Below are 13,356 nucleotides of genomic sequence, written 5' to 3'. Positions count from 1 at the left end.
GCCGTAGGGGGAGATTGAGGGCACCGCGCGGAGCGCGGTACGGGGCCCGGGGCCTGCCCCGGTTCGGGAAGGGGCGGGTAGGGGAACGGCCCCGCGCAGCGGCCGCCGCGCCAACGCGGCCACCCCCGCCCACCCCCTACGCAGACTTCAACGCCGCCAACCTCGCCTCGATCTCCGCGTCCTCCCCCATGCTCTCCAGCTGCTCGAACTGCGCGTCCAGCGACGACGCCGCCAGTTCCTGCTTGCCGAGCGCCCTCGCCTCCTCGCGCCGGACCTTGTCCTCGAAGCGGTGGAGTTCGCTCGTCGGGTCGAGCACGTCGATGCTCTTCACCGCGTCCATCATCCGGTTCTGCGCCTCCGCGGACTTCGCTCTGGCCACCAGTTCGTCCCGCCTCGCCTGGAGCTGTCCCAGCTTCGCCTTCATCTGTTCCAGACCGGACTTGAGCTTGTCGACGACCGCCGTCTGGGAGGCGATCGTCGGCTCCGCCGTCTTCGCCTCCTGCTCGGACCGGAGCTGTCTGCCGAGGGCGACCTTCGCCAGGTTGTCGAACTTGTCGGCGTCCGCGGACTGTCCCGCGGCACGCAGTTCGTCCGCCTTCCTGCTGGCCGCCAGCGCCTTGCCGCCCCATTCCCGGGCGGCGTCCACGTCCTCCTGGTGGTCCTGTTCCATGAGGCGCAGGTTGCCGATGGTGCTCGCCACCGCCTGTTCGGCCTCCACGATGTTGTTCGTGTAGTCGCGGATCAGCTGGTCGAGCATCTTCTGCGGGTCCTCCGCCTGGTCCAGCAGCGCGTTGATGTTCGCCCTGGCCAGCTGGGTGACCCGCCCGAGAACGGTCTGCTTGGTCATGCCACTGCTCCTTGAAAGGCTCCTTGAGCGCCGAACGGAATACGGGCCGGCGTGCGTGACACGGGCCGGGGTACGTCAGAAGCGGCCACCGCCCATCCGGCCCCGCGTGCCACCCCCGCCGAAGCTGCCGGGCCCTCCGCCGAAACCCCCGCCGAACCCGCCCCCGAGGCCGCCGCCGCGTCCCCCGCCGCCGAGCATCCCGCCGAGGAGGATGCCGCCGAGCACCGCGCCCCCGAGTCCGCCTCCGGGGCCGCCGGCCCCCGGCGTGCCGCCCGGTCCGAAGGGGTTCCGGAAGTCGCGCACGTCGTTCTCCGCGAGGCTCTGCGCCTGCTGCGCCAGCCAGTCCGCGCGCTGCGCCTCGGCCAGCGCCGTCTGCGCGTCACCGCCGGTGCCGTCCGGGCCGGCCAGTGCCTGTGCGCGCTCCAGCCGGCGCTGGGCCTCCGCCAGGCGCGTCCTGGCCTCGCTGCCGACGGCGCCGCGGTGGGTGGTGATGTAGTCCGTGGCGGCGCCGATGCCGGAGCGCGCGCCGAGCACGGCCCGCTCCAGCAGGGCCCGGGCGCGCCGTGTCCCCTGCTCCTGTTCCCGGATCCCGGCCAGCGCCTCGTCCAGGGCGGCGTCGGCCTCCTCCACCCGGCGCAGCGCGTCGATGGGGTCGTACCGCCCGGACTCCGTCGCCGTGCGCACCTCCGCGGCGACCGTCTCCGCGCGGGCGATCCGCCCCTGGAGCCCGGCGGTCGAGGTGCCTTCCTCCGTCCCCTTGAGCAGTCCGCGCGCCTCCGCCAGGTCGGTCTCCGTCTCGGTGAGCGCGCTCGGCAGCTTTCCGGTCGCTTCCGCCAGTTCCCGCGCCCGCCGGTCCACGGCCTCGATCAGGCGTGCGGCCTGTGCGACGGCCCCTTCCGCGGCCCGCACCTGGACCGCGGCGGACCCGTTGTCGCCGGCCTCGACGGCCTGCCGGCCGCGGTCGAGGGCGGCCGCGGCGAACTGGAGCCGGTCCTTCGCCTGTTCCACGTCGTTCGCGACGGGGGCCGCCGCCGAGGCCGCGTACCGCTCGCGCATCACCCCCAGCGTGGCCTCCGCGCTGACGACGCGGCCGTCGACGTCCTGGAAGGCGGCCGCCGCCGCGTCCAGTGCCTGCGGCGCGTTGCGTTCCAGGGCCCGCAGCCGGTCGAAGTCCTCGGCCTCGGCGTCGAGCCGGCGATCGGCCTCCGAGCAGCGGGCGAGGATCTCGTCGAGCATCCTGCGGCGGGTGGCGTCGTCCTCCGGGTAGGCGTCGTCCAGTTGCTGGCGGAGCCTGAACGCGGCGGTCAGCTCCTTCTTCGCGTGCGCCACGGCCTCGTGGAAGGGCCGCGCGGCCTCCTCGCCGAACTGGGCCGTGGCGAAGCCGAGTTCCTCCTGGCTCGTGCGCACCGCGTCGTCGGTCTCCACCAGCGCCGTCCTGGCCCGGGCGTCGAGCTCCGGGAGCGGTGGCTGCTCCGGCGCGCCCCAGCCCTCCTGGCCGCCCCGGGGAGTGGTGCGGGTCGCCGTGCGCCGCCTGCGCTTGGTGTACGCGTACGCGGCGAGGACGGCGGCGCCGCCGAGGATCGCGATCGGCAGCACGAGGTCGCCCGCTCCGGTGCCCGCGCCGCCGCCGTCGCCGGGGTCCGCCTCGCCCGGCGTGATGTTCACCGTGGGGACCGGTTCGCCGGCCGTCACCGCGCCGTAGCCGTCGGCGGCGCCGATCGCGGCGCCCGCCCAGTCGTTCTCCCGCAGCGCCGGCTCCACCGCCGTCCGGGCGACCTCGGCGAGCTGTGCGTCGGTCAGGCGGGAGGCGGCGTCGACCCAGTAGGCGTACTGCCGGTCGCGGGTCGCGACGGCGAGCAGGACGTCGTTCGTCCCCAGTCCGTTCCTCGTGGCCGTCTCGGCCGCCCACTCCTGCGCGGAGCGGCCGGAGAAGCTGGTGACGTAGACGACGAACAGCTGGAGCCGCTGCTCGTCGTACAGGCGGTCCAGGGCCCGTGACACCTCGGCCGCGCGGTCGTCCAGGGCGTCCGCGCGGTCGGTGATCTGGCCCTGCCGGGAGAGGTCGACGGGGTCGTCCGCGGCGGCTCCGCCGGTGGCGGGCACGACCAGCCACCACGACGCCATGAGCACGGCGACGAGGACCCGGGCGGCTGTTCGCATCACATTTCGGAGGCTAAGTCCCCCTCTGTTCCGCCGCGACCGCACGCTTCAGGAACCGCGGGCACCCGATCCTGGGTCCTGCACCCCATGGGGATCGACGAGGCAACAGGAACCGACACCCGGCCGGGCGGAAGGACGCGGGCGCTCGTACGGAGATGGCGCAGCCCGCGGCTGAAGTGGCCGAAGAGGATCGCCCTCGCGCTGGCCCTGGTCCTGCTCGTCCCGCCGCTCGCCGGTGCGGTGGCTCTGCGCATCAACTACGCGGGCGACCTCCGGGACGGCACCCGCACCCGCGGCAAGGACGCGATCTGGCTGGGCCACGCCTGGGTGGACGGCCGTAAGAAGGACGCCGACGTCCGGGCCTTCGCCGAGCGGATCCGCGGCACCGGCATCAAGGACCTGTACGTGCACGCCGGCCCGCTCGAGCACGACGGCACCCTGCCCCGGGACCGCTACCCCCGCGCCCGATGGCTCCTGGACGCCGTGCACCGGGAGATGCCGGGCATCCGCGTCCAGGCGTGGATGGGTGACGTGCTGGCCAACGGCGGACCGGACGGGCTGCGCCTGGACGCCCGGTCCCGCGACGCGGTGGTGGGCTCCGCCCGGCAGATCCTCGACGCCGGTTTCGAGGGCGTCCACTTCGACCTCGAGCCGCTGCTCTCCGGTGACCGGGACTATCTGTCCCTGCTCGGCGACCTGCGCGAGCTGACGCGCGAGCGTGAGGCGCAGCTGTCGGTCGCGGCCCATCAGATCGACCCCCTGCCCGCCGCGCACCGGGTGAACGCGGCGGTCAGCGGCCGCGAGAAGTGGTGGTCGCAGGAGTTCTTCGGCGAGGTCGCGCGCCGGGTCGACCAGATAGCGGTCATGTCGTACGACACCTGGATGCCGCTGGAGGGCATGTACGGCGGCTACGTGGCGCAGCAGACCGCCCTCGCGCTCGAGGTGACGCCGGAGGGCACCGACCTGCTGATGGGGCTGCCGTTCTTCCACGAGGACGACCTCGGCCACCACGAGAACGCCGAGACGGTCGCGGCCGCGGTCCGCGGCACCCGGCTCGGCCTCGGACGCACGGACCGCGACAGGAAGCGTTTCGGTGTGGCGCTGTACGTGGACTTCGCAGCCGAGGAGGGCGACTGGAAGGCCTACCGCGAAGGGTGGTGCTGACAGCCCGGGCCGCGGGAGCCGGCGCGGGAGACGCGCCGGCTCCCGCGGTTCAGGACTCCCGGCGCCTGATCTTGTTGCCCAGCCACACCAGGGGGTCGTACTTGCGGTCCGCGGCGCGTTCCTTCATCGGGATCAGCGCGTTGTCCGTGATCTTGATGCCCTCGGGGCAGACCTCCGTGCAGCACTTGGTGATGTTGCAGTAGCCCAGTCCGTGCTCGTCCTGGGCCGTCGTCCTGCGGTCCAGCCCCGTCCCGGCGGCGGCGTCCAGCGGGTGCATGTCCAGTTCGGCGATGCGCATCAGGAAACGCGGGCCCGCGAAGGCCTCCTTGTTCTCCTCGTGGTCGCGCACCACATGGCAGGTGTCCTGGCACAGGAAGCACTCGATGCACTTGCGGAACTCCTGCGACCGCTCCACGTCCATCTGCTGCATCCGGTACTCGCCGGCCGCGAGCTCCGGGGGTGGCACGAACGCCGGGATCTCCCTGGCCTTCTCGTAGTTGAACGAGACGTCGGTGACCAGGTCGCGCACCACGGGGAACGCCCGCAGCGGGGTGACCGTGATCGTCTCCTCCTTCGAGAAGACGGACATCCGGGTCATGCACATCAGCCGGGGCCGGCCGTTGATCTCGGCGCTGCACGAACCGCACTTGCCGGCCTTGCAGTTCCATCGGACCGCGAGGTCGGAGACCTGGGTGGCCTGGAGGCGGTGGATGATGTCGAGGACGACCTCTCCGTCGTTGACCTCGACGGTGAAATCCTCGAGGCCGCCGCCGCTCGGGTCGCCCCGCCAGACCTTGAAGCGGGCTTGGTAGGCGCTCACTCGGTCAGCTCCTCCTCGGCGAGGTACTTGATCAGCTCTTCCTTCTCGAACAGGGCGAGCAGGTCGGCACGGATGGGCTCGGACGTCCTCCGCTCCAGCCGAATCCGGCCGGTGGCCCCGGTGGCCCCGGTGGCCCCGGCGGCCGCGGTGGCGTCGTCGTCCTGCCTGAGCCGGCACACCAGGTTCACCCGGCGCCATTCACGGTCCATGCCGGGGCAGTCCTCCCGGGTGTGGCCGCCGCGGCTCTCCGTCCGCTCCAGGGCGGCGCGCGCGATGCACTCGCTGACCAGGAGCATGTTCCGCAGGTCCAGGGAGAGGTGCCAGCCGGGGTTGAACTGCCGGTGACCTTCGACCCCGGCGCGGCTCGCCCGCTCGCGCAGTTCGGCGAGTTTCGTGAGGGCCTGCTCCATCTCGCCCGCCCGGCGGATGATGCCGACCAGGTCGTTCATCGTCTGCTGGAGCTCCTGATGGAGCGTGTACGGGTTCTCCGGGGCCGCCCCCGCCTCCGGCCCCTCCGCGCTGAACGGGCGCAGCGCCTCGGCGGCCGCCGCGTCGATCTGGGCCTCGTCGACCGCCGGCCGGGCGGGGAGCCGCTGGGCGTACTCGGCCGCGTGCAGCCCGGCCCGGCGTCCGAAGACGAGCAGGTCGGAGAGCGAGTTGCCGCCGAGGCGGTTGGAGCCGTGCATCCCGCCCGCGACCTCTCCGGCCGCGAACAGCCCGGGGACGCCGAGCGCGCCCGCGGTGTCGGACTCGACGGCGATGCCGCCCATCACGTAGTGGCAGGTGGGGCCGACCTCCATGGCCTCCGCCGTGATGTCGACGTCCGCGAGTTCCTTGAACTGGTGGTACATCGACGGCAGCCGGCGCCGGATCACGTCGGCCGGCATCCGGGTGGACACGTCGAGGAACACACCGCCGTGCGGGGACCCGCGGCCCGCCTTGACCTCGGAGTTGATCGCCCGCGCGACCTCGTCGCGCGGCAGCAGTTCGGGGGGACGCCGGTTGTTGTCCGGGTCCTCGTACCAGCGGTCGCCCTCGTCCTCGGACTGGGCGTACTTCTCCTTGAACACGTCGGGCACGTAGTCGAACATGAACCGCTTGCCCTCGGAGTTCCGCAGCACCCCGCCGTCGCCGCGCACCGACTCGGTGACGAGGATGCCCTTCACCGACGGGGGCCAGACCATCCCCGTCGGGTGGAACTGCACGAACTCCATGTTCACCAGCGGGGCGCCGGCGAGCAGCGCGAGGGCGTGGCCGTCCCCGGTGTACTCCCAGGAGTTGGAGGTGACCTTGAAGGACTTGCCGATGCCGCCCGTGGCCAGGACGACGGAGGGAGCCTCGAGGACGAAGAAGCGACCGGACTCCCGCTCGTAGCAGAAGACACCGCAGACCCTGCCGTCCCGCTTCAGGACCCGCGTCACCGTGCATTCCTGGAAGACCTTGAGACCGGCCTCGTAGTCGCCGAGCTCCCGCTTGTCCTCCTGCTGGAGGGAGACGATCTTCTGCTGGAGGGTGCGGATCAGTTCGAGGCCGGTGCGGTCGCCGACGTGGGCGAGACGCGGGTACTCGTGTCCGCCGAAGTTCCGCTGCGAGATCCGGCCGTCCGCGGTGCGGTCGAAGAGCGCGCCCCAGGTCTCCAGCTCCCACACCCGGTCGGGCGCCTCGCGGGCGTGCAGCTCGGCCATCCGCCACTGGTTGAGGAACTTCCCGCCGCGCATGGTGTCGCGGAAGTGCACCTGCCAGTTGTCACCCGCGTTCACGTTGCCCATGGAGGCGGCGATGCCGCCCTCCGCCATGACCGTGTGGGCCTTGCCGAACAGGGACTTGCAGATCACCGCCGTACGCGCGCCCCGCTCGCGCGCCTCGATGGCGGCGCGCAGGCCCGCGCCGCCCGCACCCACCACCACGACGTCCCACTGCTGCCGTTCGAGCTCGGTCATCAGGCACCTTCCATCTAGAACAGCCTCGGATCGTCGAAGGCGCCGGACGCGACGAGGTAGACGTAGAGGTCGGCGAGCGCGACGCTGAACAGGGACGCCCACGCGAGCTGCATGTGACGGGCGTTCAGCTTGCCGACCCAGCCCCAGAGGCGGTAGCGCACGGGATGCTTGGAGAAGTGCCGCAGCCGGCCGCCGATGATGTGCCGGCACGAGTGGCACGAGATGGTGTACGCCCAGATCAGCACGATGTTGACCAGGAACACGAGCGTGCCGAGGCCCATGTGGCCCCACTCGTAGTGCTCGTCACGGAAGGCGAGCACCGTGTCGTACGTGAGGATCCCGGCGACCGGTAGGGCGGCGTAGAAGAAGTACCGGTGGATGTTCTGCATGATCAGCGGGAAGCGGGTCTCGCCGGAGTACTTCTTGTGCGGCTCGGCGACCGCGCAGGCCGGGGGAGAGGCCCAGAAGCCCCGGTAGTAGGCCTTGCGGTAGTAGTAGCAGGTCAGCCGGAAGCCGAGCGGGAAGATCAGGATGAGCAGCGCGGGCGACAGGCCCCACCAGCTGCCGAAGATCTCCCAGTTGGGGCCGGACCGCATCGGTTCGCAGTTCTCGGCCAGGCAGGGCGAGTAGAAGGGTGAGACGTACGGCGCCGCGTAGTAGTCGGCATTGGCGAACGCGCGCCATGTCGAGTACACGATGAAGGCGAGCAGGCCGGCGGCCGTCAGGGCCGGGGCCAGCCACCAGCGGTCCGTCCGCAGGTGGCGGGCGCCGATGGCGGCACGCGTGGCCTCGTGCACGCCCTTGTCGACTTGTGGTGGTTCGGTACCAGTGGCCAACGAAGACTCCGGGTGGAGTGGGATCAGGGATGGGCTCCGGTCCGCCGGCCCCTCCTGCGGGCCGGCTCCTGCTGTCCGGGCCGGTCAGGGCGCGTGCCGGTCGCGGACGCCCAGTCCCTCGTCGTCCGAATCGGTCCACAGCGCGTTGTCGTACGGGGCGTCGGGGATGGTGACCAGCTCGGTCCGGACCTTGGCGGCCGGTGCGGCGGAGCCCGCGAGCGGGCGGGAGCCGCTCAGCCGGTCGACGGTCTGTTCCAGCTGGCCGACACGCCGGACCAGCTCATCGAGGCGGCGCTGGACGGCCGCGAGATCTTCCTGTGACATGACTTGCCCTCACTTCCGCGGGGTGCGGTGGCGTCGTTCATGCGCCTGCGAGTGTCGCGCGTCACATCCCCGCTTGTGAAGGGGACGTACGGGGATTCCCGGCGCAGGCGCTGCCGGTGCGCCCCTCATGGTCGGAGCCTCACTCCCCCCATATTCACCCTTTTTGTTCCCGTTGGCGGCGTTCGTGGTTCGTCCGCACGGGTGGCCTTCACGGGAGCGTCGCCGTGTCTGCGTCCGGCACGGCAATCCATCCACTTCAGTGAGTGGAATCGGTGTGATCATCTCTAAATTCGACGAAACAGGACGAAGAGGTACAAGCCATGTCCCAGGTCGAAGCCCCCCGCGGGCGGACATGCTCCCGAAGGCTCCGCCCCGTCGCACTGCTCGCGAGCGGAGTGCTGGTACTCCCCGTTCTCGCCGGATGCAGCTCGGGCGAGGAGCAGAGCAGGGGGAACCCGCCGGCTCAGGACATCTCGCCCGCCGATCGTGAGCTCGTCGCCGACGGAGGCACCCTGCGCTGGGCCGTCGACACGATGCCCGCCACGCTCAACTCCTTCCAGGCCGACGCGGACGCCACGACCGGCCGGATCGCCGGCGCCGTGCTGCCGGCGCTGTTCACCCTGGACGCGGAGGGGCGGCCGCAGCGGAACCCGGACTACCTCGAGTCGGCGGAGATCGTCGAGCGGGAGCCCAAGCAGGTCGTGCTCTACAAGCTCAACCAGCAGGCCGTGTGGAGCGACGGCCGCGAGATCGGCGCCCCGGACTTCCTCGCCCAGTGGCGGGCCCTGAGCGGAAAGGATTCCTCTTACTGGACGGCGCGCAACGCCGGGTACGACCGGATCCAGAAGGTCGAGCGCGGTGCGAACGACCTCGAGGTCAAGGTCACCTTCACCAAGCCCTACGCGGACTGGCAGTCGCTCTTCACGCCGCTCTACCCCAAGGACGTCACCGGGACCCCGGCGGCCTTCAACGACGGGGCCCGCACGAAGCTCAAGGTGACGGCGGGACCGTTCCGGATCTCCAAGATCGACCAGGAGGCCGACACCACCACGCTCGTGCGGAACCCGCGCTGGTGGGGGGACCGTCCCAAGCTCGACGAACTGGTGCTTTCCGCCGTCCCGCGGGAGAAGCGGGTCGCCGCGCTCGCCGCCGGCAGCCTCGATCTGGCGGCTGTCGACCCCTCGGCCGCGGAACGCATCGCCTACGCGGTGAAGGACGCCGGACGCGGCGGCCGCCCGCTGGCCTACGGACCGGGCGCCGCCAGGACTCCCTCCGCCGCCCTGAAGTCGTGGGCGATGGCCCACGGCTCCGACGAGGAGCTGGCCGAGGTCGCACAGCAGGCCCGCAAGCGGGCGGCGGAGGCTGAGAAGAAGTACGCGCAGGAACAGTCCGCCCTCAGTAAGTACGAGGTCCGCAAGTCACTGGAACCCGCGTACACCCAGCTCGCTCTGAACGGCGAGTCCGGGCCACTGGCCGACGACCGGGTGCGCCGGGCGATCGCCCGGGCGCTGAACCGCAAGGAGCTGGCCGAGACCGTGCTCACGCCGCTCGGTCTGCCCGCGGAGCCGCCCGGCAACCACCTCGCGCTGGCCGGGCAGGCCGCGTACACCGACAACAGCGCCGCACTCGGGGAGCAGGACACCCAGGAGGCGCAGGCACTGCTCGCCGACGCCGGCTGGACTCCCGAGGGGCTGCGCGAGGCACCTGCCAAGGCGGGCGGCGAGGCCGGGAAGCCGGAGGAGAACGGCAAGGACGGTAAGGAGGAGGACAAGAAGAAGACGACGGGCAAGGCCTCCGCCGAGCCGTCCTCGCGCGCTTCGGCGGCGGCGTCGCAGAAGAACAAGGACGCCGCCTCCGACGACGGGCTCTACATCGTCGGTGACGACAAGCCGGCGGCCCGCGACCCGAGGTCCGGCTCCCGTGTCACCCACGTCCTCGCCCCCGCCCCCGGCGCCGCGCTCCAGAGTGTCGCCGTCCGGCGCCAGGCAGCGTCGCTCACCGACGACGGCGCCGGCCCCGCGGACAGGGCGGCCGGGAAGGCCGAGGACAAGGGCGGTATGGCCGGCGCGTACGCCCCGCGCGGTACGGCGGCACCCGGCGCCGCCGCGGGCGGTGCCCTCGGCAAGGACGGGAAGCCGCTGAGCCTCCGCTTCGTCCTCCCCTCCGGCGCCGGCTCCGAGGTGCTGCGCACCGTCGGCGACAAGATCGCGCAGATGCTCGACCGGGTCGGGGTGCGCACGGAGATCATCAAGGTGGACGACGCGAGCTTCTTCAAGGACCACATCGCGTCCGGCGACTACGACCTGGCCCTGTACTCCTGGCCCTCGAGCCCCTTCCCCGCGACCGACGCCCGGCCGATCTACGCCAAGCCCAAGCCGGCCTCCGACGGCTCGCTCCTCGTCGAGCAGAACTACACACGGGTGGGTACGGACTACATCGACCAGCTCTTCACCCAGGCCGCCGGGGAGCTCGACGCGGACGCCGCCCGTGACCTGATGCGCAGGGCGGACGCCCGGATCTGGGCCGCGGCCGGTTCCGTTCCGCTCTACCAGCGCCCGGAGCTGGTCGCGGCACGCAAGCAGGTGGTCAACGCGGGCGCCTTCGGCTTCGGGGAGCCCCGATACCAGGACATTGGTTTCAAGACGGCCGCCACTGCCCCCAAGCAGTAGCCGCACCGGCCGCCGGTCAGAAGAAACCGCAGGTCACAACCTCAGAACTGGCTCAATTTCCTTGCCCGCCGGCACCGCCGGCGGGCAAGCTCGTGCCGACCTTTGACCCAGGCTCGCCCCACGCATGCTCATGCATCACCCTCGTCCGGCAGCCTCCCCACCTGCCGTTGCGCACCGCCTCCGCCGGGCCCGTCGGCACCGGCCGGAGAACCGGCCGCGGCGTGATCCCCGCCTCGTTCGTCCCGGACCCGATCGTTCCGGGAGGCCCGGGTCCCGGCGGCCCCGTACCATGGGACAAGCCGTGGCGTGTCCGCCCGGCGGGCGGACGAGGATCACATCCAACGCCCGATCCCACGATCGAGAGAAGCGCCAGCCAGCATGCCCACGCGCCACGACATCCGTAACGTTGCCATCGTCGCCCACGTCGACCACGGCAAGACCACCTTGGTCGACGCCATGCTGAAGCAGGCCGGTGCCTTCGCCGCGCACGCCGCGGAGCAGCTCGACGACCGCATGATGGACTCGAACGACCTGGAGCGTGAGAAGGGCATCACGATCCTGGCCAAGAACACCGCCGTGAAGTACCACCCCAAGGACGGCGGGGCCCCGGTCACCATCAACATCATCGACACCCCCGGCCACGCCGACTTCGGCGGCGAGGTGGAGCGCGGTCTGTCGATGGTGGACGCGGTCGTCCTCCTCGTCGACGCCTCCGAGGGCCCGCTGCCGCAGACCCGCTTCGTGCTGCGCAAGGCGCTCGCCGCGAAGATGCCGGTCATTCTCTGCATCAACAAGACGGACCGTCCGGACTCCCGGATCGCCGAGGTCGTCGACGAGACGTACGACCTGTTCCTGGACCTGGACGCGACCGAGGAGCAGATCGAGTTCCCGATCGTCTACGCGTGCGCCCGTGACGGCGTCGCCTCGCTGACCAAGCCGGAGGACGGGACCGTCCCGGCCGACAGCGACAGCCTGGAGCCGTTCTTCAGCACGCTGCTCGAGACCGTCCCGGCGCCGGAGTACGACGAGTCCGCCCCGCTGCAGGCCCACGTCACCAACCTGGACGCCGACAACTTCCTCGGCCGTATCGCGCTGCTCCGCGTCGAGCAGGGCGAGCTGCGCAAGGGCCAGACCGTGGCCTGGATCAAGCGTGACGGCTCGATCTCCAACGTCCGCATCAGCGAGCTGATGATGACCGAGGCGCTCACCCGCAAGCCGGCCGAGGTGGCCGGCCCCGGTGACATCTGCGCCGTCGCCGGTATCCCGGACATCATGATCGGCGAGACGCTGGCCGACCCGGAGAACCCGATCGCGCTGCCCCTGATCACGGTGGACGAGCCGGCGATCTCGATGACGGTGGGCACCAACACCTCGCCGCTGGTCGGCCGCGGCGGCACCGGCAAGGGCGCGGACGCGAAGTCCGCGGTCAAGGACCGCAAGGTGACGGCCCGTCAGGTCAAGGACCGGCTGGACCGTGAGCTGATCGGTAACGTCTCGCTGCGCGTGCTGGACACCGAGCGCCCCGACGCCTGGGAGGTGCAGGGCCGCGGTGAGCTGGCGCTGGCGATCCTGGTCGAGCAGATGCGCCGTGAGGGCTTCGAGCTGACGATCGGCAAGCCGCAGGTCGTCACCAAGCTGGTCGACGGCAAGGTCCACGAGCCGGTCGAGCGCATGACGATCGACGTGCCCGAGGAGCACATGGGCGCCGTCACCCAGCTCATGGGTGTCCGCAAGGGCCGCATGGACAACATGTCGAACCACGGCTCCGGCTGGGTCCGCATGGAGTTCGTGGTCCCGTCCCGCGGCCTGATCGGCTTCCGTACGGAGTTCCTGACGAACACCCGCGGCACCGGTATCGCGCACTCCATCCACGAGGGTCACGAGCCCTGGTTCGGTCCGCTGCAGACCCGGAACAACGGCTCGCTCGTCGCCGACCGCTCCGGCGCCGTCACCGCGTTCGCGATGACGAACCTTCAGGAGCGCGGCGTGCTGTTCACCGAGCCCGGCACCGAGGTGTACGAGGGCATGATCGTCGGCGAGAACTCGCGTTCCGACGACATGGACGTGAACATCACCAAGGAGAAGAAGCTCACCAACATGCGGTCGTCCTCGGCCGACTCCTTCGAGGCGATCGTCCCGCCGCGCAAGCTCTCGCTGGAGCAGTCGCTGGAGTTCTGCCGTGACGACGAGTGCGTCGAGGTGACCCCGGAGGCGGTGCGCATCCGCAAGGTCGTCCTGGACCAGAAGGAGCGCGGCCGCGCGGCGTCCCGTGCCAAGCACGGCTGACGGTAAAGCTCTGGAAAACCGCTGAACCGACGGCCCGGCCCTCCGCAGAGACTGTGGAGGGCCGGGCCGTTCGTCAACTCGTTTTCATGGTCCGAGTGTCCGGATATCGGCCGTCGCACTCCGGAACATGTGTTAACGGTCCGTTTCGCGGGTGTCTGTCTGGGATCGCTTTGTCCGGATTTCGGGCTGGAGTCCCTCTCTGATGTTGTCAAAACGAGACCCTTTAGGTGTGGTTTACAAGCCTGTCCTACTTAATAGTTGGCTCCATTGAGCTCGGGTCAATGGGTCATGCGCTGTGGGGAGCGCCGAC

At 71.1% G+C, this 13,356-nt stretch carries 9 protein-coding genes; 3 read left to right on the top strand and 6 right to left on the bottom strand.

Translation table 11 applies throughout. The annotated features are described in order from the left end of the window. Positions 1-136: 136 nt before the first annotated feature. Both SPRI_RS13610 and SPRI_RS13605 read right to left on the bottom strand, forming a co-directional pair. A complete protein-coding gene (locus SPRI_RS13610; RefSeq protein WP_005312470.1) occupies positions 137-847 on the bottom strand; it encodes a PspA/IM30 family protein in 711 nt (236 codons plus the stop codon). A 75-nt stretch (positions 848-922) separates the two neighbouring features. Beyond that, entirely contained in the window at positions 923-3,007 is a 2,085-nt protein-coding gene (locus tag SPRI_RS13605; RefSeq protein ID WP_182327784.1) for a TPM domain-containing protein, read from the bottom strand. Positions 3,008-3,094: 87 nt separating this feature from the next. On the opposite strand from SPRI_RS13605, the gene SPRI_RS13600 reads away from it, so the two are divergent. Then, positions 3,095-4,171 (top strand): glycoside hydrolase family 18 protein, encoded by a 1,077-nt coding sequence (locus SPRI_RS13600; protein ID WP_050791486.1) that lies wholly within the window; start codon positions 3,095-3,097, stop codon positions 4,169-4,171. A 49-nt stretch (positions 4,172-4,220) separates the two neighbouring features. Here SPRI_RS13600 and SPRI_RS13595 read toward each other — a convergent pair whose 3' ends face one another. The 4 genes from SPRI_RS13595 to SPRI_RS13580 form a co-directional block, all read right to left on the bottom strand. Next, complete coding sequence (locus SPRI_RS13595) at positions 4,221-4,991, bottom strand: succinate dehydrogenase/fumarate reductase iron-sulfur subunit (RefSeq protein WP_005312458.1); 771 nt, start codon at positions 4,989-4,991, stop codon at positions 4,221-4,223. Next, on the bottom strand, positions 4,988-6,931 hold the full coding sequence (locus SPRI_RS13590) for a fumarate reductase/succinate dehydrogenase flavoprotein subunit (protein ID WP_037773827.1): 1,944 nt from the start codon (positions 6,929-6,931) through the stop codon (positions 4,988-4,990). The genes SPRI_RS13595 and SPRI_RS13590 overlap by 4 nt, the downstream gene beginning before the upstream one ends. A 14-nt stretch (positions 6,932-6,945) precedes the next feature. Further along, the gene (locus SPRI_RS13585) at positions 6,946-7,767 is read right to left on the bottom strand and encodes a hypothetical protein (protein ID WP_005312455.1); all 822 of its coding nucleotides are present in this window, start codon (positions 7,765-7,767) and stop codon (positions 6,946-6,948) included. A gap of 84 nt (positions 7,768-7,851) precedes the next feature. Beyond that, positions 7,852-8,091 (bottom strand): hypothetical protein, encoded by a 240-nt coding sequence (locus SPRI_RS13580; RefSeq protein WP_005312453.1) that lies wholly within the window; start codon positions 8,089-8,091, stop codon positions 7,852-7,854. 320 nt (positions 8,092-8,411) lie between these two features. Between SPRI_RS13580 and SPRI_RS13575 the strand changes: the two genes are divergently transcribed. Together SPRI_RS13575 and typA are read left to right on the top strand one after the other, a co-directional pair. Next, positions 8,412-10,760, top strand: coding sequence for an ABC transporter family substrate-binding protein (locus tag SPRI_RS13575; protein WP_053556965.1), 2,349 nt, complete (start codon positions 8,412-8,414; stop codon positions 10,758-10,760). Between the two features lie 378 nt (positions 10,761-11,138). Then, a complete protein-coding gene (gene typA / locus SPRI_RS13570) occupies positions 11,139-13,046 on the top strand; it encodes a translational GTPase TypA (RefSeq protein WP_005312452.1) in 1,908 nt (635 codons plus the stop codon). Positions 13,047-13,356 lie beyond the last annotated feature (310 nt).

This window comes from Streptomyces pristinaespiralis, from assembly GCF_001278075.1.
In the GTDB taxonomy this organism is placed as follows: Bacteria; Actinomycetota; Actinomycetes; order Streptomycetales; family Streptomycetaceae; genus Streptomyces; species Streptomyces pristinaespiralis.
The sequence above is the reverse complement of the archived record's forward strand: the minus strand, read 5'-3'. Positions and strand labels throughout refer to the sequence as shown.